Origin of the sequence: Salmonella bongori NCTC 12419 (assembly GCF_000252995.1) — a bacterium.
GTDB classification, from domain to species: domain Bacteria; phylum Pseudomonadota; class Gammaproteobacteria; order Enterobacterales; family Enterobacteriaceae; genus Salmonella; species Salmonella bongori.
The window spans coordinates 3,875,435-3,896,648 of the sequence record NC_015761.1 but is presented as its reverse complement, the minus strand read 5'-3'; the positions used below and the strand labels follow the sequence as shown (position 1 = coordinate 3,896,648).

General features: G+C 51.5%; 16 protein-coding genes, 2 tRNA genes and 3 rRNA genes. 8 read left to right on the top strand and 13 right to left on the bottom strand.

Annotated elements, in window-relative coordinates:
- Window positions 1-109 precede the first annotated feature (109 nt).
- The 4 genes from glnA (at window position 110) to SBG_RS22235 (ending at window position 4,484) form a co-directional block, all read left to right on the top strand.
- A complete protein-coding gene (gene glnA / locus SBG_RS18420; protein WP_001271701.1) occupies window positions 110-1,519 on the top strand; it encodes a glutamate--ammonia ligase in 1,410 nt (469 codons plus the stop codon).
- Between the two features lie 274 nt (window positions 1,520-1,793).
- Entirely contained in the window at window positions 1,794-2,843 is a 1,050-nt protein-coding gene (gene glnL / locus SBG_RS18415) for a nitrogen regulation protein NR(II) (protein WP_000146198.1), read from the top strand.
- 8 nt (window positions 2,844-2,851) lie between these two features.
- Window positions 2,852-4,261, top strand: a complete 1,410-nt coding sequence (gene glnG / locus SBG_RS18410) for a nitrogen regulation protein NR(I) (RefSeq protein ID WP_001188772.1) — start codon at window positions 2,852-2,854, stop codon at window positions 4,259-4,261.
- A 112-nt stretch (window positions 4,262-4,373) separates the two neighbouring features.
- Complete coding sequence (locus SBG_RS22235; RefSeq protein ID WP_000893995.1) at window positions 4,374-4,484, top strand: YshB family small membrane protein; 111 nt, start codon at window positions 4,374-4,376, stop codon at window positions 4,482-4,484.
- 88 nt (window positions 4,485-4,572) lie between these two features.
- Here the strand turns inward: SBG_RS22235 and hemN are convergent, their stop codons facing one another.
- The 3 genes from hemN to SBG_RS18395 all read right to left on the bottom strand — a co-directional run bounded on the left by hemN (window position 4,573) and on the right by SBG_RS18395 (window position 7,002).
- Entirely contained in the window at window positions 4,573-5,946 is a 1,374-nt protein-coding gene (gene hemN / locus SBG_RS18405) for an oxygen-independent coproporphyrinogen III oxidase (protein ID WP_000003514.1), read from the bottom strand.
- A gap of 188 nt (window positions 5,947-6,134) precedes the next feature.
- On the bottom strand, window positions 6,135-6,650 hold the full coding sequence (yihI, locus tag SBG_RS18400; protein WP_000743286.1) for a Der GTPase-activating protein YihI: 516 nt from the start codon (window positions 6,648-6,650) through the stop codon (window positions 6,135-6,137).
- A gap of 118 nt (window positions 6,651-6,768) precedes the next feature.
- Window positions 6,769-7,002, bottom strand: coding sequence for a hypothetical protein (locus SBG_RS18395; RefSeq protein WP_077909630.1), 234 nt, complete (start codon window positions 7,000-7,002; stop codon window positions 6,769-6,771).
- 230 nt (window positions 7,003-7,232) lie between these two features.
- On the opposite strand from SBG_RS18395, the gene yihA reads away from it, so the two are divergent.
- Window positions 7,233-7,865: a ribosome biogenesis GTP-binding protein YihA/YsxC gene (gene yihA, locus SBG_RS18390; RefSeq protein ID WP_000183334.1), complete on the top strand. Its 633-nt coding sequence runs from the start codon at window positions 7,233-7,235 to the stop codon at window positions 7,863-7,865.
- A gap of 217 nt (window positions 7,866-8,082) precedes the next feature.
- Here yihA and SBG_RS23585 read toward each other — a convergent pair whose 3' ends face one another.
- Both SBG_RS23585 and polA read right to left on the bottom strand, forming a co-directional pair.
- Window positions 8,083-8,130 (bottom strand): spot 42 RNA, inhibition of DNA synthesis, encoded by a 48-nt coding sequence (locus SBG_RS23585; protein WP_071892919.1) that lies wholly within the window; start codon window positions 8,128-8,130, stop codon window positions 8,083-8,085.
- 166 nt (window positions 8,131-8,296) lie between these two features.
- Window positions 8,297-11,083 (bottom strand): DNA polymerase I, encoded by a 2,787-nt coding sequence (gene polA / locus SBG_RS18385; RefSeq protein ID WP_000249957.1) that lies wholly within the window; start codon window positions 11,081-11,083, stop codon window positions 8,297-8,299.
- 388 nt (window positions 11,084-11,471) lie between these two features.
- On the opposite strand from polA, the gene SBG_RS18380 reads away from it, so the two are divergent.
- Complete coding sequence (locus SBG_RS18380) at window positions 11,472-12,380, top strand: acyltransferase (RefSeq protein WP_000197496.1); 909 nt, start codon at window positions 11,472-11,474, stop codon at window positions 12,378-12,380.
- Between the two features lie 12 nt (window positions 12,381-12,392).
- Here SBG_RS18380 and dsbA read toward each other — a convergent pair whose 3' ends face one another.
- The 3 genes from dsbA to SBG_RS18365 form a co-directional block, all read right to left on the bottom strand.
- Window positions 12,393-13,016 carry a thiol:disulfide interchange protein DsbA gene (dsbA, locus tag SBG_RS18375; protein ID WP_000725357.1) on the bottom strand — a complete coding sequence of 208 codons (624 nt, stop codon included), beginning with the start codon at window positions 13,014-13,016 and terminating at the stop codon, window positions 12,393-12,395.
- A gap of 16 nt (window positions 13,017-13,032) precedes the next feature.
- Window positions 13,033-14,019 (bottom strand): serine/threonine protein kinase, encoded by a 987-nt coding sequence (locus tag SBG_RS18370; RefSeq protein WP_000999269.1) that lies wholly within the window; start codon window positions 14,017-14,019, stop codon window positions 13,033-13,035.
- Between the two features lie 76 nt (window positions 14,020-14,095).
- Window positions 14,096-14,365: a YihD family protein gene (locus SBG_RS18365; RefSeq protein ID WP_000649857.1), complete on the bottom strand. Its 270-nt coding sequence runs from the start codon at window positions 14,363-14,365 to the stop codon at window positions 14,096-14,098.
- A gap of 69 nt (window positions 14,366-14,434) precedes the next feature.
- Here SBG_RS18365 and mobA point away from each other — a divergent pair, with 69 nt between their 5' ends.
- Together mobA and mobB are read left to right on the top strand one after the other, a co-directional pair.
- Entirely contained in the window at window positions 14,435-15,016 is a 582-nt protein-coding gene (mobA, locus tag SBG_RS18360; RefSeq protein WP_001067609.1) for a molybdenum cofactor guanylyltransferase MobA, read from the top strand.
- Window positions 15,016-15,522 (top strand): molybdopterin-guanine dinucleotide biosynthesis protein MobB, encoded by a 507-nt coding sequence (mobB, locus tag SBG_RS18355; protein ID WP_077909629.1) that lies wholly within the window; start codon window positions 15,016-15,018, stop codon window positions 15,520-15,522. The genes mobA and mobB overlap by 1 nt, the downstream gene beginning before the upstream one ends.
- Before the next feature lie 69 nt (window positions 15,523-15,591).
- On the opposite strand, the gene rrf is transcribed toward mobB, so the two are convergent.
- From rrf to SBG_RS18330, 5 genes are all read right to left on the bottom strand, one after another.
- A 5S ribosomal RNA gene (gene rrf / locus SBG_RS18350) occupies window positions 15,592-15,707 on the bottom strand.
- 202 nt (window positions 15,708-15,909) lie between these two features.
- Window positions 15,910-18,814: ribosomal RNA gene (locus SBG_RS18345) — 23S ribosomal RNA — on the bottom strand.
- Between the two features lie 171 nt (window positions 18,815-18,985).
- A tRNA-Ala gene (locus SBG_RS18340) sits at window positions 18,986-19,061 on the bottom strand.
- Between the two features lie 111 nt (window positions 19,062-19,172).
- A tRNA-Ile gene (locus SBG_RS18335) sits at window positions 19,173-19,249 on the bottom strand.
- A gap of 69 nt (window positions 19,250-19,318) precedes the next feature.
- Window positions 19,319-20,860 (bottom strand): 16S ribosomal RNA (locus tag SBG_RS18330).
- The 16S, 23S and 5S rRNA genes sit together here with 2 tRNA genes alongside, the layout of an rRNA operon.
- Window positions 20,861-21,214 lie beyond the last annotated feature (354 nt).

Here is a 21,214-nt window from a genome sequence, read left to right as displayed (position 1 = left end):
TGAAAGTTGGCACAAATTTCGCTTTATATTTTTACGGCGACACGGCCAGCAGAATTGAAGATCTCGTTACCACGACGACCGACCATGACCAATCCGGGAGAGTACAAGTATGTCCGCTGAACACGTTTTGACGATGCTGAACGAACATGAAGTGAAGTTTGTCGATCTGCGCTTCACCGATACCAAAGGCAAAGAACAGCATGTCACCATCCCTGCTCATCAGGTAAATGCCGAATTCTTTGAAGAAGGCAAAATGTTTGACGGCTCCTCTATCGGCGGCTGGAAAGGCATTAACGAGTCTGACATGGTTCTGATGCCGGATGCTTCCACGGCAGTTATCGACCCGTTCTTCGCCGACTCTACCCTGATCATTCGTTGTGATATCCTCGAACCGGGCACCCTGCAAGGTTATGATCGTGACCCGCGTTCTATCGCCAAGCGCGCAGAAGATTACCTGCGTGCTACCGGCATTGCCGATACCGTTCTGTTCGGGCCAGAACCAGAATTTTTCCTGTTTGACGACATCCGCTTCGGCACCTCCATTTCCGGTTCTCACGTGGCCATTGACGATATTGAAGGCGCCTGGAACTCATCGACTAAATACGAAGGTGGTAACAAAGGTCACCGCCCTGCAGTGAAAGGGGGTTATTTCCCGGTTCCGCCGGTTGACTCCGCGCAAGATATCCGCTCTGAAATGTGTCTGGTCATGGAGCAGATGGGTCTGGTGGTAGAAGCCCACCACCACGAAGTCGCCACTGCAGGTCAGAACGAAGTGGCAACCCGCTTCAACACCATGACCAAAAAAGCGGACGAAATTCAGATCTATAAATATGTGGTACACAACGTCGCTCACCGTTTCGGGAAAACCGCAACCTTTATGCCAAAACCGATGTTCGGCGATAACGGTTCCGGTATGCACTGCCACATGTCCTTGTCCAAAAATGGCGTAAACCTGTTCTCCGGCGATAAATATGCTGGTCTGTCTGAACAAGCGCTGTACTACATCGGCGGCGTCATCAAACACGCGAAAGCGATTAACGCCCTGGCAAACCCGACCACCAACTCCTATAAGCGTCTGGTCCCGGGTTACGAAGCACCGGTAATGCTGGCCTACTCCGCCCGTAACCGTTCTGCCTCTATCCGTATTCCGGTTGTTGCCTCTCCGAAAGCGCGTCGTATCGAAGTGCGTTTCCCGGACCCGGCGGCTAACCCGTACCTGTGCTTTGCCGCGTTGCTGATGGCCGGACTTGACGGGATTAAAAACAAGATCCACCCGGGCGAAGCCATGGACAAAAACCTGTATGACCTGCCACCAGAAGAAGCGAAAGAGATCCCGCAGGTAGCCGGTTCTCTGGAAGAGGCGCTGAACGAGCTGGATCTGGACCGCGAGTTCCTGAAAGCCGGCGGTGTATTCACGGATGAAGCGATCGACGCTTACATCGCGCTGCGTCGCGAAGAAGATGACCGCGTTCGCATGACGCCGCACCCGGTAGAGTTTGAGCTGTACTACAGCGTTTAATCGTATATTAAAAATCCGACGAATTTCGCGTTGCTGCAAGGCGGCAACTGAGCACATCCCCAGGAGCATAGATAGCTATGTGACTGGGGTAAGCGAAGGCAGCCAACGCAGCTGCAGCGTGAAAGGCGTCAGGAGTTTTTGAGTTGCCGTGGAAACTTTCAGCCCATCCCAGGATGGGCTTTTTTCTCCACCAACAATCTGATCTCACGCGCTTTTTAGTGGTAAAAAGCTATAATGCACTAAAATGGTGCAACCTTTTCCTGGAGACTGCTGGATGGCAAGCGGCATACAGCCCGATGCTGGGCAGATCCTTAATTCGTTAATCAACAGCGTGCTGGTGGTCGACGACGCGCTGGCAATCCATTACGCCAACCCTGCCGCGCAGCAGTTGCTCGCGCAAAGCTCACGCAAACTGTTTGGAACGCCGTTACCTGAACTGTTGAGCTATTTTTCGTTAAACATTGACCTGATGCGCGAAAGTTTAGCGGCAGGACAGGGCTTTACCGATAACGAAGTGACGCTGGTGATTGATAGTCGCTCGCATATTCTTTCTTTGACCGCCCAACGTCTGCCCGACGATTTGATCCTGCTCGAAATGGCGCCGATGGATAACCAGCGTCGTCTGAGTCAGGAGCAGTTGCAGCACGCGCAGCAAATCGCCGCCCGCGATCTGGTGCGCGGTCTGGCGCACGAAATCAAAAATCCGCTCGGTGGCCTGCGCGGTGCGGCGCAGTTGCTCAGCAAGGCGCTGCCCGACCCGGCGCTAACGGAATATACCAAAGTCATCATTGAACAGGCCGACAGGCTACGTAACCTTGTCGATCGTTTGTTAGGGCCACAGCACCCGGGAATGCGCATTACCGAGAGCATACATAAAGTCGCGGAGCGCGTGGTCGCGCTGGTATCTATGGAACTGCCCGATAATGTGACATTGATTCGCGATTATGACCCCAGCCTGCCGGAGCTACCGCACGATCCGGACCAAATTGAGCAGGTGCTACTCAATATTGTTCGCAACGCCTTACAGGCTCTGGGGCCGGAAGGCGGCGAAATTACGCTACGAACGCGTACTGCCTTCCAGTTAACGTTGCACGGCGAGCGCTATCGCCTGGCGGCGCGTATAGACATTGAAGACAACGGGCCGGGTATTCCCCCTCATCTGCAGGATACGCTGTTCTATCCGATGGTCAGTGGCCGCGAAGGTGGTACCGGCCTTGGATTATCTATCGCCCGCAATCTTATCGATCAACACGCCGGCAAAATTGAATTTACCAGTTGGCCGGGGCATACCGCGTTTTCGGTTTACCTGCCGATTCGGAAATAGAGGTACTTATGCAACGAGGAATAGTCTGGGTCGTCGATGACGATAGCTCCATCCGTTGGGTGCTAGAACGAGCCTTTGCCGGAGCTGGATTGACCTGTACCACCTTTGAGAATGGTAGTGAGGCACTGTCTGCGCTGGCCAGTAAAACGCCGGACGTTTTGCTGTCGGATATTCGGATGCCGGGTATGGATGGGCTGGCGTTGCTAAAACAAATTAAACAGCGCCATCCGATGCTGCCGGTCATCATTATGACCGCACATTCCGATCTGGATGCCGCGGTGAACGCCTATCAGCAGGGGGCGTTTGATTATCTGCCTAAACCGTTTGATATTGATGAAGCCGTCGCCCTGGTCGAGCGCGCGATTAGCCACTATCAGGAGCAACAGCAACCACGTAATATTGAAATTAACGGTCCGACAACTGACATGATAGGCGAAGCGCCCGCCATGCAGGATGTCTTTCGCATTATTGGCCGCTTATCCCGCTCTTCTATCAGCGTCCTGATTAATGGCGAATCCGGTACCGGCAAAGAGTTGGTGGCCCATGCGCTACATCGCCATAGTCCACGCGCCACAGCGCCGTTTATCGCGCTCAATATGGCGGCTATTCCAAAAGATTTGATCGAATCCGAACTGTTTGGTCATGAAAAAGGCGCTTTTACCGGGGCGAACACCATTCGACAGGGGCGTTTTGAGCAGGCTGACGGCGGTACGCTGTTTCTGGACGAAATTGGCGATATGCCGCTGGATGTCCAGACACGTTTACTACGGGTGCTGGCCGATGGGCAATTCTACCGCGTGGGCGGCTACGCGCCGGTAAAAGTGGATGTACGTATTATCGCCGCCACCCACCAGAATCTCGAACGACGAGTTCAGGAAGGGAAATTCCGCGAAGACTTGTTCCACCGCCTGAATGTGATTCGTATCCATCTCCCGCCGCTGCGTGAGCGTCGGGAAGATATTCCGCGCCTGGCGCGCCATTTTTTACAGGTCGCCGCCCATGAATTAGGTGTGGAAGCCAAATTATTACATCCGGAAACCGAAGCGGCGTTAGCGCGTCTGGCCTGGCCGGGCAATGTGCGGCAACTGGAGAATACCTGCCGCTGGCTTACCGTGATGGCCGCCGGACAAGAAGTATTGATTCAGGATTTACCGGGCGAACTGTTTGAAACCTCGGCGCCGGAGAGTTTGCCCCACCTGCCGCCGGAGAGTTGGGCTACATTACTGGCGCAATGGGCGGACCACGCTTTGCGATCCGGTCATCAAAATCTGCTTTCTGAAGTGCAGTCTGAACTGGAAAGAACGCTGCTGACTACGGCGCTACGCCATACACAGGGCCATAAACAGGAAGCTGCCAGGCTGCTCGGTTGGGGGCGAAATACCCTAACGCGAAAGCTGAAAGAGTTGGGAATGGAGTAAGCCTTAGCCGTTTATGTAAAGATTAATAATTGAGCGCAAATCGCTGCTATTTTACGCTTTACTGTTCCGATGAGTTGAGTATGATCATGCCCGGCAAACGGGGGGCTTCATTATGCTGGAATCCATTATTACTTTGCTCTCAAGCGGAGCGGCCGACAGCCACACGCCGCAAACGGCGGTCGCCGCCGTACTGTGCGCGGCGCTGGTTGGACTGTTCAGCTAAATGTGTGCCGGATGGCGCTACCGCTTATCCGGCCTACGGATTACCATGATTTGTAGGCCCGGTAAGCGATAGCGCCACGGCAACATGACTAAATCACCCGCGAGAACTGCTGCATTCGTGCTTTCTGGCGTAGGTAAGCGTCAAAGCACATGCAGATATTACGAATCAACAATCGTCCTTTCGCCGTGACTTGTATTCCTTGTTCGTTCACATCCACCAGCCCGTCTTTCTCTAACGGCGACAGTAGTTGCAAATCTTCGGCAAAATACTCGGCGAAATGTAAATCCCACTGGCGCTCAACGGCGGTATAATCAAGACGAAAGTTACAAATGAGCGACTTAATGACATCCCGGCGGATACCGTCGTCGCGGGTCAACGCAATACCACGCCACAACGCGTTTCCTTGCTCATCAACCTGCTGATAATACTGCTTCAGCGCTTTCTGGTTCTGCGCATAACAATCGCCAATCATGCTAATGGCGGAAACGCCCATTCCCAGCAGATCGGTATCCCCTTGAGTGGTATATCCCTGGAAATTACGGTGTAGCACCCCTTTACGCTGCGCCACGGCCAGTTCATCATCCGGACGAGCGAAGTGATCCATCCCAATAAACTGATAACCCGCTTCGGTGAGCGAGGCGATGGTCTGCTGGAGGATATCCAGCTTTTGCTGCGCGCTGGGTAAATCAGCATCTTTAATTTTGCGCTGAGCGGCAAAAAGCGTCGGCAGATGCGCATAGTTAAAGACGCTCAAACGGTCGGGGTTAAGCTCCGTTACACGCTTCAGCGTAAAAGCAAAGCTTTCCGGCGTCTGTTTTGGCAGGCCATAAATTAAATCGATATTGGTCGAGGTAAAACCAATCTCACGAGCATGATTGAGCAGCGCAAAAATAAATTCCTCGTCCTGCTCGCGGTTCACCAGCCGCTGAACTTCTTTGTTAAAGTCCTGCACGCCCATACTCAGGCGATTAAAACCTTCAGCCCGTAAATGATCGAGGACATCCAACTCAATCTCGCGCGGATCAACCTCGATCGAGATCTCGGCGTCTGCGGCAAAATGAAAATTATCGCGCAGCAGTGTCATTAAGCGGCTGATTTGCGCTTTATTCAGGTAGGTTGGCGTACCGCCGCCCCAGTGAAGCTGGCTAACAAGACGCCCTGCAAACAGCGGCGCGCGATGGCGGATTTCTTCTTCCAGCGCATCCAGATACTGATCCGCTTTGTGCTGCTGGCGGGTGACAATCTTATTGCAACCACAAAAGTAGCAGAGCTTATGGCAAAACGGGATATGCACATACAGCGAGAGCGGACGGTCAGGATACCGCGCTACCGCCTGCTGGAAGGCCACTTCGTCGAAGTCTTCAGAAAATTCCAGCGCGGTCGGGTACGAGGTATAGCGTGGCCCGGAATAGTTATATTTCTGGATCAGGGCCAGATCCCAGTCTATTTGCTGTTCAGACATGCTCACTCCTTCCGATGGCGTCTCTGGCGGGTACGGCGTGCCAGCGTTACGCCATGACGGACGGAAAGCCGGCTGCGCAGCCATTTCTGTCGCCGCGACAATCGCTGTAGTTTAACGAATAACCACGCCAGATAACATATAACCGGAAGGGTTATAAGCAGGATGGGAACCCCCACAGCGTAAACCCGTTAATGGCCGCCTCGTAGCAGGCGCATCATATCTTCCTGCTTCTCATCCTCTTCTTCGTCGTCTTCCTCATCATCGTAAGAAAGACCCAGTTTCTGCATCAGTTCATCAATGCGATCCAGTTTGGCATCCACCCAGGATTGCTCTTCCGTACTCAGGGTTTCGCCCGCTTCCAGACGTTCTAACAGCGCATCCAGGCGCTCATCCGTTTCCAATAAATCCAACTCCGCCTGCGGTGAAAGCATAGGTTTCTCACTTTTCGGTTTATGCTGTTGGGTTACTCTTTCCGTCACGTCCAATGGAATGGGCGTTTTACTACCAATACGTGGATCTTTTTGTTGTTTCTGATTACCGCTGCCAGAGGCGGTATTGCCGCCCGTCGCGCGACTTCCCGGCGCATGACCGCGGTGCTTTTTCTGGCGTTTGCGGTCGCGCGCTTCCTGATTTAACTCTTCACGCGTTTTACGGCGTGGTTTACCGGACGCTTTACTGCGCGATGCAGGGGTTGGTTTTTTCATGATGTCTGTCTTTTAAGCCGTTTTATTCAGTATAGAATTGAGGCGGAATCTAGCAGAAAGCAAGCAAAGAAAAAAGGCGACAGAGTAATCTGCCGCCTTTTTTCTTGACCCACAACCCTTAACGGGTTCCACCATCCCTGTTGGCTATCAACATGCCCTGTTTTTCCCTTAGCCTGAAACATTCCATGTTGTTTCCATTTCCTTCTACTAACGTCTCCGGACGTTCGTCTTCCTGACAATCCTGTGTCCTCGCCTCCTGGCGCTCCTGACCCTCATCCTGAGTCGTTGATCCTGTTAGCGTCCTCGCTGTATGCGCTACTTTACTCTTTTGGGGTAAACGTACAAGACTCAGACACGGCAAACTTCGCTTTTTCAGACAATTACCTTTCTATAAATTTCTGATTTAACTGTATTAACTCACTTCTCATGTCGCCACGACCTTGTCATCTCGCATAGATACAATGGGCAATGTCTCACAAAGTACATGGCTTTTGCTTACAGCGCCTGCGCGCCGAAAAATCCGCCTTTTGCTGGCGTTCAGGTATAATCGCGGCAACGCTTTGACTGACGGAGACGACCACATTGACTAACCTGAATTATCAACAGACGCATTTTGTGATGAGTGCGCCTGATATTCGCCATTTACCTTCCGATAGCGGAATTGAAGTGGCTTTTGCTGGCCGTTCCAATGCAGGTAAATCCAGCGCTCTGAACACTCTGACCAACCAAAAGAGCCTGGCGCGTACCTCTAAAACGCCGGGCCGTACCCAACTGATTAACCTGTTTGAAGTGGTAGATGGCAAACGGCTGGTCGACCTGCCAGGCTATGGCTACGCGGAAGTCCCGGAGGAGATGAAACGTAAGTGGCAACGCGCGCTGGGGGAATATCTGGAGAAACGTCAAAGCCTGCAAGGGTTGGTCGTTCTGATGGATATCCGCCATCCGTTAAAAGATCTCGACCAACAGATGATCCAGTGGGCCGTGGAGAGCAATATTCAGGTTCTGGTGTTGCTGACCAAAGCGGACAAACTGGCCAGCGGCGCACGCAAGGCACAGTTGAATAGGGTACGTGAAGCAGTACTGGCTTTTAATGGCGATGTGCAGGTTGAGGCATTTTCGTCGCTGAAGAAGCAGGGCGTGGATAAGTTACGGCAGAAACTGGACAGTTGGTTTAGTGGTCTGACCCCGGTTGAAGAGACACAGGACGCAGAGTAATCCCTATTGATTGCCGGATGGCGACGTGGTACGCCTTATCCGGCGGCAAACCCGTTGTTTTACTTTATACCTTTCGAATTTCAGTAGTCACAGTCCGGATAAGCGTAGCGATATCCGGCAATGAGGCAATTTCAATACAGCTGTTCCAGCCTCAAACATTTTCTTGCGCCCAATAAAAAACGCCCCAGTCATAAACTGACTGGGGCGGCTAAAATATTCAGCCAAATCCGATTACGTGAAGTAAAAGGTCTGAAAGATAGAACATCTTACCTCTGTACCCTACGTGAATAACTTTACTCTTTTTTGCGCAACACAGAAAGACCTTTTCGTAATTTTTTTTCATTCTTTACATAGGGAATTCTAATACCCATCACAAAATCCCCTCTCTTATGTTGCTTAATTACGAAAAAAGCGCGTTATTCGATAAACGTTTAGTGCGCTTGATCCCAGTTTTCTCCGCTTCCGACTTCCACCAGCAACGGCACATCAATACGCGTACAGTTTTCCATCAATTGATGGATACGTTTTGATACCGCGTCCAGGGAGTCTTTATGTACTTCAAACACCAGTTCATCGTGTACCTGCATGATCATACGCACGCGTGGTTGTTCCTTTTGCAGCCATTCATCCACGGCGATCATTGCGCGTTTAATAATGTCTGCGGCGGTTCCCTGCATCGGGGCGTTGATTGCTGCGCGCTCGGCGCCAGCGCGCCGCGCCGCATTGCTGGATTTGATATCCGGCAAGTAAAGGCGGCGCCCTTCCAGTGTTTCAACGTAGCCCTGCTCTTTTGCCTGGGCGCGGGTGCGTTCCATATATTCCAGCACGCCAGGGTAGCGTTCGAAGTAGAGATCCATGTACTTCTGCGCCTCTTTACGCGGGATATTAAGCTGGCGAGAAAGACCAAAGGCGCTCATACCGTAAATCAGGCCAAAGTTAATGGCTTTCGCACTTCGGCGCTGTTCACCGGTCACGCTATCCAGCGGTAGGCCAAAGACTTCCGCCGCCGTTGCGCGGTGAATATCTTTCCCTTCGGCGAACGCCGTAAGCAGTCCTTTATCACGGGAAAGATGCGCCATAATACGCAGCTCAATCTGTGAATAGTCCGCCGACACAATGAGATAATCTTCAGGCGCGATAAATGCCTGACGAATACGGCGGCCTTCATCATTACGCACTGGAATATTTTGCAGGTTCGGGTCGGTGGACGATAAACGTCCCGTTGCCGTCACAGCCTGATGATAGGACGTGTGGACGCGCCCGGTTTCCGGGTTAATCATCAACGGTAGCTTATCGGTATAGGTGGATTTTAGCTTCGCCAGCCCACGATACTCCAGAATCACTTTCGGCAATGGATAGTCCAGCGCCAGCTCTTCCAGTACCTCTTCCGACGTTGACGGCGCGCCGCCTGGCGTTTTCTTCAGCGGCTTGATGCCCTGTTTTTCAAACAGGATGGTCTGTAGCTGCTTCGTCGAGGAGAGGTTAAATGCCTCACCCGCAATGTCATGCGCTTTCTTCTCCAGTTCCGCCAGACGTAGCGTAATTTCTTCCGAATGTTTGTGCAGGACAGCAGGATCGATTTTCACGCCGTTGCGCTCAACGCGCGACAGTACTGGCACCAGTGGCATTTCGATGTTTTCGAAAACATTCAGCGGCCCTTTATGCTGCTGGAGTTCAGGCCACATTTTAAGATGCAGTTGTAGCGTGACATCCGCATCTTCTGCCGCATAACGCCCTGCTTCCTCCAGTGCAATCTGATTAAAGGTCAGCTGGTTTTTACCTTTACCAGCAATTTCTTCAAAGGTGATCGTTTTGTGCTTCAGCCAACGATCGGACAGGCTATCCATATCGTGACGTCCGGCGACACTGTTCAGAATGTAAGACTCCAGCATGGTATCGAAGGCGATACCGCGCAGCTCAATGCCATAGTTCTGCAAGATACCGCGATCGTATTTGAGGTTTTGCCCCACCTTCCGCGCATTTTCATCTTCCAGTAGCGGCTTCAGCAACTCCAGCGCACGCTCACGGGGGATTTGATCCGGAGCATCCAGATAATCATGCGCGACAGGTATATACGCGGCAACGCCGGGTTCAATGGCAAAAGAGAGCCCCACCAAATTGGCGGCGATATTATCCAGGCTGTCGGTTTCGGTATCGAAAGCAAAAACCGGCGCCTTTTGTAGCTTTTCAATCCAGCTCTCCAGCGTGGCCTCGTCAAGAATAGTGACATAGTTTTCATAAGAGAGCGTTGCCGCAGGCTCGCTGGACGATTCATCAATAACGATCGTTTCCTGGGGTTTGGCCGCTGGTTTCGCGCCTTTTGCCTGTAGCCACTTGCCGGACTCAACGTCCACCGTCCAGCGCTTAAACTCATATTTTTTAAACAGATCCAGTAGTACATCCGCCACTGGCTGTTGGACTTCAAGCTGTTCGCAGGTCAGCTCCAGCTCAACATCTGTTTTAATGGTGGCCAGTTGATAAGACAGGTACGCCACTTCTTTATGCTGCGCTAATTTACCTGCCATCGTTTTGGCGCCGCGGAAAGTAAGACCAGCAATTTTTTCCGGCTCGGCGTACAGCCTATCCAGGCCGCCTAATCCCTGAAGCAAAGCTTGCGCCGTCTTCTCCCCCACCCCCGGGACACCAGGGATATTATCAGAAGAGTCCCCCATCAGCGCCAGAAAGTCGATAATCAGTTCCGGTGGCACGCCGTACTTATTGACGACTTCATCCGGGCCAAGAATAGTGTTGGTCATCGTGTTGATCAGCGTGATATTCGGCGTCACCAGTTGCGCCATATCTTTATCGCCGGTACTGATTAATACCGGGCGGCCTGCTTTTTCCGCTTCGCGCGCCAGAGTGCCGATGACATCGTCCGCCTCTACGCCAGAAACCGCCAACAGCGGCAGACCCATCGCTTTAACCATGGCATGTAACGGCTCTATTTGCGCCCGTAAATCATCTGGCATTGGAGGACGATGCGATTTGTAATGTTCAAAGAGTTCATCACGGAAGGTTTTTCCTTTAGCGTCAAACACCACCGCAGCATGCGTCGGCTGATACTGCATGATCAGGCTGCGCAACATATTGAGGACACCATACATTGCGCCCGTAGGTTCTCCCGCGCTGTTAGTTAACGGCGGAAACGCATGATATGCGCGATAGAGATAGGATGAGCCATCTACGAGAATAAGTGGGTTTTCTGGGATCTGAACCATAATGTCCGTGCCTGTTTATCAGATTATGGTTAAAGGATGCCACATACAGGAGGAAAACTTGAGTTTTTCGCCACATTTGCAGAAAAGTTTTGTAGTTCTTCAGGAACGCTCGCAAAAAAACCTGTGGATAACTTTGTGCATAAATTATTGCCATTGCTTTAAAATCAGCGCGATAGTATTGATTTATTTATAATAATCCTTTTATTTCAATAGATTGATAAGCCTCCACTTTCCTTATTATCTGATTCGTGCCGTTATCATATTGTGGATAGTTGTTACGAATGTTTCTATTTCACTCGGTCCCCATCATTAAGGCTATTTTCTGATAGAATCAGCCCCTTGCGCCCTTTTAGCGCTCCGTTTATGGCTAACTTTTGAATAATTAATTATGACGAGACTACTCGCAGCGATCACGCTCTCACTGAGTATCGTATTGACCATTCTGGTCACCATAGTTTGCTCAGTACCGATCATCATTGCCGGAATGGTAAAGCTTCTTTTGCCTGTTCCCGGCGTCTGGCGTAAGGTCTCTATTTTCTGCAATTTCATGATGTATTGCTGGTGTGCGAGCCTTGCAATGCTACTGCGCCTTAATCCGCACTTGCAGTGGGATGTCGAAGGATTAGAAGGTCTGAGCAAGAAAAATTGGTATTTACTGATTTGTAACCATCGTAGTTGGGCGGATATCGTTGTACTGTGCGTGCTGTTTCGCAAGCATATCCCGATGAATAAATATTTTCTTAAACAGCAATTAGCCTGGGTACCATTCATCGGCCTGGCGTGCTGGGCATTAGATATGCCATTTATGAAGCGCTACTCCCGTAGCTATCTGCTCCGCCATCCTGAGCAACGCGGCAAAGACGTCGAAACGACTCGTCGCTCTTGCGAAAAGTTTCGTCGCTATCCCACCACCATCGTTAATTTTGTAGAAGGCTCCCGTTTTACGAACGAAAAACGCCGGCAAACGCATTCACCCTATCAGTATCTGTTGCCGCCAAAGGCGGCAGGCATTGCGATGGCGCTTAACGTCTTAGGATCGCAATTCGATAAGCTGCTTAACATTACGTTGTGTTACCCGGATAACGATCGTCGTCCCTTTTACGATATGCTAAGCGGCAGGCTGACGCGTATTGTCGTACGGGTACAACTGGAGCCCATACATAAAGAGCTACACGGCGATTATATTAACGACAAACTATTCAAACGCCGTTTTCAGCGTTGGCTTAATACGCTCTGGGATAAGAAAGATAGAGAAATAGAAAGGATTAAAGCATCTTGTAAAAACGCCGGTCAGTGACCGGCGTTCTTTTTATTTTTTATCAACCAAATATTTCACAGTATCAGCATACTGCTGGACAAAGACATCCATGCTGCTGGTATCCATGCCCTGTGGGTTAATCTGGTATTTGCCGTTTACAAACATCGCCGGAACGCCCTGCAGTTGCAGGTCAGACGCAGCTTTCTCCTGTTGTGCAACCAGAGATTTCACCACGAAGCTGTTCCATGCCGCATCGTAATCTTCGCCTTTGACGCCCGCATCAACGAACACTTTACGGATATCCGCGGCAGATTGTACGGTCTGCGTTTTCTGTACAGCTTCAAACAACGGAACCGTGACTTTATCTTCTACGCCTAACGCCATCGCCACCGCCCATGCCTGGGTGAGATCCTTGCCCAACGGCCCGAGAAACTCGACGTGGTACTTAGTCATTTTGGTGCCTTCCGGCAGTTTTTTCTCCACATTGTCAGACACATGAAGGACTTCTTCAAACTGATAACAATGTGGGCAGTAGAATGAGAAGAACTCCAGCACCTGAGGTTCACCAGCGACCGGTTTATCCAGCGTGATATACTGTTTACCGTCGCTGATCTGTGCTGCCGAGGCGCTAAAAGCTAAAACCATACCAGCCAGCGCCAGCCAAATCTTTTTCATGATCAACTCTCTCCGATTAATACATTGGCGTTAATTGTAAAGGGGGTTCGTGCAAAATTTTAGTCTGTTCAATAAAAGTCGTCGTCTGTCGCTGCCAGTAATCTTCTCCCGTTAACCAGGGAAAGTTTTTCGGAAACGCAGGATCGCCCCAACGACGAATCAACCAGGCAAGATAATAAACTAATCGCATAGCGCGTAAAGGTTCAATGAGTTCAATTTCAGACGTATCAAAGTCACTAACGTCTTCATAAGCTTCAATAATTGTTTCAAGCTGCATTCGCTGTTCCGCTTTATCGCCATTCAGTAGCATCCATAAATCCTGTACTGCCGGGCCGTTACGAGCATCATCTAAATCGACAAACAGCGGCCCATCTCGCCACAGAATGTTGCCGGCATGACAATCGCCGTGCAACCGCAGCGCGGTGAAATCGGTACGCCAGCATTCGGTAACAGTAGAAAGTAGAATATCAGTGGCTTTCAGGAAAGCCGCTTTTTGGCCGGAGGGAATAAGCTCAGCATCTTCGAATACCTGCCGCGGTTCAAAGAGATACTCAGCAAGCCCAATATCGGGTCGGAAAATAAAAGGACGCTTTCGCCCCGTCTGATGCAACCGACCCAAATAACGCGCTACCGCTTCCATCTGATCAATATTGTCGGCTTCAAACTGGCGACCGCCTACGCTCGGGAAAATGGCATAATGATAGCCCTGATGCGCTAACAGCGTCTGCCCATTAAAAGACAACGGAGCGGCAACCGGAACCTCATCGTTATTCAACTCAAGCGCGAACTGATGCTCTTCCTGAATTTGATCGACAGACCAGCGTTCAGGACGATAAAACTTAACGACAAAACGTCGACGCTCTTCATCCTGAAACTGATAAACGCGGTTTTCATAACTATTTAGCGGAGTCAGCCCGGAATCCACCCTGATCCCCTGTTCAAACAGCGCATCCATGATGGTTTCCGGGCGTAGCGTCTGGAAAGTAAAAGCGTTATCGTTCATGCCATTATCCGGAGAATACAACGAATGATTCAGGATATCATTTCGTGACGATTTCGGTGGCTCCGCTTACAAGGTTTTACTCTTTAATGACGCCGCGGGCGCGTAAAAGCGCTGTCTTAAAATCTTCTTCGTAGTCTTTTTGAATACCTGGAATGACCGCATCTTTGGCAGAATCGCGCATTTTCAGGTGGTAGATCAGGCTATCGTCAGTTAAATCTACGAGCTCGCCATCAAAACCTGACTCTTTCGCCAGTTTCTGCAAAAATTGCGTTAGATTAAGATCGGGCTCTTTCTGCCAGGCTGGCTGGAGGAGTTCAATGACTTCATTCAGACGTTTACATTTCATAGCTGTGCTCCTTATTCTTGATACAGATACGGTAGCAGGGTCAATACCACAATAAAAGAGGCGATATCAGTGAATCCGGAGGATGCGATAATCGGCGTAGTGCTGGCAGGTGGTAAGGCCCGGCGAATGGGAGGGGTGGATAAAGGTCTGCTTGAACTGGACGGTAAACCACTATGGCGGCATGTTGCCGATGCGCTCGCGCCACAACTCGCTACAGTCATCATAAACGCTAATCGTCATCTGGATATTTACCAGTCTAGCGGCCTGAAAGTAATCGAGGATTCAATCGCTGATTTTCCTGGTCCGCTGGCGGGTATGCTTTCTGTTTTTCAACAAGCAGAAGGCGACTGGTTTCTATTTTGCCCCTGCGATAATCCCTATATCCCCTCTCATGTTGTTGAGCGCTTAGCGACCCAGCGTCACGGTGCACCCGTGGTTTGGGTTCATGATGGAGAACGCGATCATCCAACAATAGCCCTGATAAATCGTAACGTTCAGCCAGAGCTGGAGGCGTATTTGCGAGCAGGAGAGCGGCGGGTCATGGTTTTTATGAATCAAGTAGGTGGGCATGCCGTCGATTTCAGTGATTGTAAGGAGGCATTTGTCAACGTCAACACGCCAGAGGAGCTTGCCAAATGGCGGAAAAAATGATCATTCCTTTACTGGCAATTGCCGCCTGGAGCGGTACGGGAAAAACCACTCTGCTGAAAAAACTCATTCCTGAACTTTGCGTCAAAGGCATCAGGCCAGGACTGATTAAACACACTCATCATAATATGGATATCGATAAACCCGGTAAAGATAGCTATGAGCTGCGGAAAGCTGGCGCAGCGCAGACGCTGGTTGCCAGCCAGCAACGTTGGGCATTAATGACGGAAACACCGGAAGAAAAGGAATTAGACCTGTTCTGGCTGGTAAGCCGTATGGATGCGTCCACCTTAGATATAGTATTGGTCGAAGGTTTTAAGCATGAGGCTGTCGCTAAGATCTTACTGTTTCGGCAGGATTGCGGTCATTCGCTGGCGGAGCTAACGATAGATGAACATGTTATTGCGGTTGCCAGCGATGTTCCCGTCGCGGTAGATGTGCCCGTTCTTGATATCAATGATATTTCCCGGATCGCAACGTTTGTTGAGCAGTGGTTAAAGCGTCACTGATGGCGCTGTCCTGTCAGGCCACAGACGCAAAAAAGCCCATCCGTCAGGATGGGCTTCTTCTTGTATGATGCCTGGCAGTTCCCTACTCTCGCATGGGGAGACCCCACACTACCATCGGCGCTACGGCGTTTCACTTCTGAGTTCGGCATGGGGTCAGGTGGGACCACCGCGCTAGTGCCGCCAGGCAAATTCTTGTGCTCGGTACGCAATACTTTATCGCATCAGCGGCGTTGGCTGCACTCGTAAAGCCAGTCACATACTTCAGTATGCTCCTTCCTTTCCTTCGCTTGCCGCCTTGCTGCTGCGCAAATTATTGCGTACTACAATCCGGAATCTGAGCTGAAAATTGTTCGTCTTCTCAATCCGCCAAAACATCTTCGGCGTTGTAAGGTTAAGCCTCACGGTTCATTAGTACCGGTTAGCTCAACGCATCGCTGCGCTTACACACCCGGCCTATCAACGTCGTCGTCTTCAACGTTCCTTCAGGAGACTTAAAGTCTCAGGGAAGATTCATCTCGGGGCAAGTTTCGTGCTTAGATGCTTTCAGCACTTATCTCTTCCGCATTTAGCTACCGGGCAGTGCCATTGGCATGACAACCCGAACACCAGTGATGCGTCCACTCCGGTCCTCTCGTACTAGGAGCAGCCCCCCTCAATCTTCCAGCGCCCACGGCAGATAGGGACCGAACTGTCTCACGACGTTCTAAACCCAGCTCGCGTACCACTTTAAATGGCGAACAGCCATACCCTTGGGACCTACTTCAGCCCCAGGATGTGATGAGCCGACATCGAGGTGCCAAACACCGCCGTCGATATGAACTCTTGGGCGGTATCAGCCTGTTATCCCCGGAGTACCTTTTATCCGTTGAGCGATGGCCCTTCCATTCAGAACCACCGGATCACTATGACCTGCTTTCGCACCTGCTCGCGCCGTCACGCTCGCAGTCAAGCTGGCTTATGCCATTGCACTAACCTCCTGATGTCCGACCAGGATTAGCCAACCTTCGTGCTCCTCCGTTACTCTTTGGGAGGAGACCGCCCCAGTCAAACTACCCACCAGACACTGTCCGCAACCCCGGTCAGGGGCCCACGTTAGAACACCAGCCATTAAAGGGTGGTATTTCAAGGACGGCTCCACGCAGACTGGCGTCCACGCTTCAAAGCCTCCCACCTATCCTGCACATCAAGGACCAGTGTTCAGTGTCAAGCTATAGTAAAGGTTCACGGGGTCTTTCCGTCTTGCCGCGGGTACACTGCATCTTCACAGCGAGTTCAATTTCACTGAGTCTCGGGTGGAGACAGCCTGGCCATCATTACGCCATTCGTGCAGGTCGGAACTTACCCGACAAGGAATTTCGCTACCTTAGGACCGTTATAGTTACGGCCGCCGTTTACCGGGGCTTCGATCAGGAGCTTCGCTTGCGCTGACCCCATCAATTAACCTTCCGGCACCGGGCAGGCGTCACACCGTATACGTCCACTTTCGTGTTTGCACAGTGCTGTGTTTTTAATAAACAGTTGCAGCCAGCTGGTATCTTCGACTGACTTCAGCTCCACGGGTAAACCGCTTCACCTACATGTCAGCGTGCCTTCTCCCGAAGTTACGGCACCATTTTGCCTAGTTCCTTCACCCGAGTTCTCTCAAGCGCCTTGGTATTCTCTACCTGACCACCTGTGTCGGTTTGGGGTACGATTTGATGTTACCTGACGCTTAGAGGCTTTTCCTGGAAGCAGGGCATTTGTTGCTTCAGCACCGTGGTGCCTCGTCGTCACGCCTCAGCCTTGATTTTCCGGATTTGCCTGGAAAACCAGCCTACACGCTTAAACCGGGACAACCGTCGCCCGGCCAACATAGCCTTCTCCGTCCCCCCTTCGCAGTAACACCAAGTACGGGAATATTAACCCGTTTCCCATCGACTACGCCTTTCGGCCTCGCCTTAGGGGTCGACTCACCCTGCCCCGATTAACGTTGGACAGGAACCCTTGGTCTTCCGGCGAGCGGGCTTTTCACCCGCTTTATCGTTACTTATGTCAGCATTCGCACTTCTGATACCTCCAGCATGCCTCACAGCACACCTTCAACGGCTTACAGAACGCTCCCCTACCCAACAACACTTGCGTGCCGCTGCCGCAGCTTCGGTGCATGGTTTAGCCCCGTTACATCTTCCGCGCAGGCCGACTCGACCAGTGAGCTATTACGCTTTCTTTAAATGATGGCTGCTTCTAAGCCAACATCCTGGCTGTCTGGGCCTTCCCACATCGTTTCCCACTTAACCATGACTTTGGGACCTTAGCTGGCGGTCTGGGTTGTTTCCCTCTTCACGACGGACGTTAGCACCCGCCGTGTGTCTCCCGTGATAACATTCTCCGGTATTCGCAGTTTGCATCGGGTTGGTAAGCCGGGATGGCCCCCTAGCCGAAACAGTGCTCTACCCCCGGAGATGAGTTCACGAGGCGCTACCTAAATAGCTTTCGGGGAGAACCAGCTATCTCCCGGTTTGATTGGCCTTTCACCCCCAGCCACAGGTCATCCGCTAATTTTTCAACATTAGTCGGTTCGGTCCTCCAGTTAGTGTTACCCAACCTTCAACCTGCCCATGGCTAGATCACCGGGTTTCGGGTCTATACCCTGCAACTTAACGCCCGGTTAAGACTCGGTTTCCCTCCGGCTCCCCTATTCGGTTAACCTTGCTACAGAATATAAGTCGCTGACCCATTATACAAAAGGTACGCAGTCACACAGGTAAACCTGTGCTCCCACTGCTTGTACGTACACGGTTTCAGGTTCTTTTTCACTCCCCTCGCCGGGGTTCTTTTCGCCTTTCCCTCACGGTACTGGTTCACTATCGGTCAGTCAGGAGTATTTAGCCTTGGAGGATGGTCCCCCCATATTCAGACAGGATACCACGTGTCCCGCCCTACTCATCGAGCTCACAGCAGGTGCATTTTCGTGTACGGGGCTCTCACCCTGTATCGCGTGCCTTTCCAGACGCTTCCACTAACACACCTGCTGATTCAGGCTCTGGGCTCCTCCCCGTTCGCTCGCCGCTACTGGGGGAATCTCGGTTGATTTCTTTTCCTCGGGGTACTTAGATGTTTCAGTTCCCCCGGTTCGCCTCATTAACCTATGGATTCAGTTAATGATAGTGTGACGAGTCACACTGGGTTTCCCCATTCGGACATCGCCGGGTCAAGGGTTCATATCACCTCGCCGGCGCTTTTCGCAGATTAGCACGTCCTTCATCGCCTCTGACTGCCAGGGCATCCACCGTGTACGCTTGGTCGCTTAACCTCACAACCCGAAGATGTTTCTCTTCGTGTTGCGATAATTGAGAGACTCACGAACAACTTTCGTTGTTCTGTGTTTCAATTTTCAGCTTGATCCAGATTTTTAAAGAGCAAAACTTCGCAGTGAACCTTTTCAGGTACACTCTGAAGTATTTTTTCGTAAACACTCACAAGATGGTGGAGCTATGCGGGATCGAACCGCAGACCTCCTGCGTGCAAAGCAGGCGCTCTCCCAGCTGAGCTATAGCCCCATCGTGTAGTCAGAACCTCTTTACCGATAATTTTTCCTGAGACAAGGCGTGGAATAACGAAGCATACATCAGTATGTGAGTTATTTCACAACGCAGTATTCAGGGAAAATCTGGTAGGCCTGAGTGGACTTGAACCACCGACCTCACCCTTATCAGGGGTGCGCTCTAACCACCTGAGCTACAAGCCTGTAGAGGTTTTACTGCCCGTTTTTCATCAGACAATCTGTGTGAGCACTGCAAAGACCGTTTCTTTCAGGTAAGGAGGTGATCCAACCGCAGGTTCCCCTACGGTTACCTTGTTACGACTTCACCCCAGTCATGAATCACAAAGTGGTAAGCGCCCTCCCGGAGGTTAAGCTACCTACTTCTTTTGCAACCCACTCCCATGGTGTGACGGGCGGTGTGTACAAGGCCCGGGAACGTATTCACCGTGGCATTCTGATCCACGATTACTAGCGATTCCGACTTCATGGAGTCGAGTTGCAGACTCCAATCCGGACTACGACGCACTTTATGAGGTCCGCTTGCTCTCGCGAGGTCGCTTCTCTTTGTATGCGCCATTGTAGCACGTGTGTAGCCCTGGTCGTAAGGGCCATGATGACTTGACGTCATCCCCACCTTCCTCCAGTTTATCACTGGCAGTCTCCTTTGAGTTCCCGACCTAATCGCTGGCAACAAAGGATAAGGGTTGCGCTCGTTGCGGGACTTAACCCAACATTTCACAACACGAGCTGACGACAGCCATGCAGCACCTGTCTCACAGTTCCCGAAGGCACCCTCGTATCTCTACAAGGTTCTGTGGATGTCAAGACCAGGTAAGGTTCTTCGCGTTGCATCGAATTAAACCACATGCTCCACCGCTTGTGCGGGCCCCCGTCAATTCATTTGAGTTTTAACCTTGCGGCCGTACTCCCCAGGCGGTCGACTTAACGCGTTAGCTCCGGAAGCCACGCCTCAAGGGCACAACCTCCAAGTCGACATCGTTTACGGCGTGGACTACCAGGGTATCTAATCCTGTTTGCTCCCCACGCTTTCGCACCTGAGCGTCAGTCTTCGTCCAGGGGGCCGCCTTCGCCACCGGTATTCCTCCAGATCTCTACGCATTTCACCGCTACACCTGGAATTCTACCCCCCTCTACGAGACTCAAGCCTGCCAGTTTCGGATGCAGTTCCCAGGTTGAGCCCGGGGATTTCACATCCGACTTGACAGACCGCCTGCGTGCGCTTTACGCCCAGTAATTCCGATTAACGCTTGCACCCTCCGTATTACCGCGGCTGCTGGCACGGAGTTAGCCGGTGCTTCTTCTGCGGGTAACGTCAATCAACAAGGTTATTAACCTTGTCGCCTTCCTCCCCGCTGAAAGTACTTTACAACCCGAAGGCCTTCTTCATACACGCGGCATGGCTGCATCAGGCTTGCGCCCATTGTGCAATATTCCCCACTGCTGCCTCCCGTAGGAGTCTGGACCGTGTCTCAGTTCCAGTGTGGCTGGTCATCCTCTCAGACCAGCTAGGGATCGTCGCCTTGGTGGGCCGTTACCCCACCAACAAGCTAATCCCATCTGGGCACATCTGATGGCAAGAGGCCCGAAGGTCCCCCTCTTTGGTCTTGCGACGTTATGCGGTATTAGCCACCGTTTCCAGTAGTTATCCCCCTCCACCAGGCAGTTTCCCAGACATTACTCACCCGTCCGCCACTCGTCAGCGAAGCAGCAAGCTGCTTCCTGTTACCGTTCGACTTGCATGTGTTAGGCCTGCCGCCAGCGTTCAATCTGAGCCATGATCAAACTCTTCAATTTAAAAGTTTGATGCTCGTGAATTAAACTTCGTAATGAATTACGTGTTCACTCAGAGACTTGAGTATTCATTTTTCGTCCGAGGACGTTAAGAATCCGTATCTTCGAGTGCCCACACAGATTGTCTGATAAATTGTTAAAGAGCAGTGCCGCTGCGCTTTTCTCAGCGGCGCGGGGTGTGCATATTACGCTTTCCCGCTTCAGAGTCAAGCGTTTGTTTTCGCTTTTCTCCGTGAGGTTCTGGTCTGAACCCCGCTGACCCGGCGGCCTGTATGCCGTTGTTCCGTGTCAGTGGTGGCGCATTATAGGGAGTTATTTCCGCCTGACAAGAGGAATTTTAAAATAATTTTCTGAGTG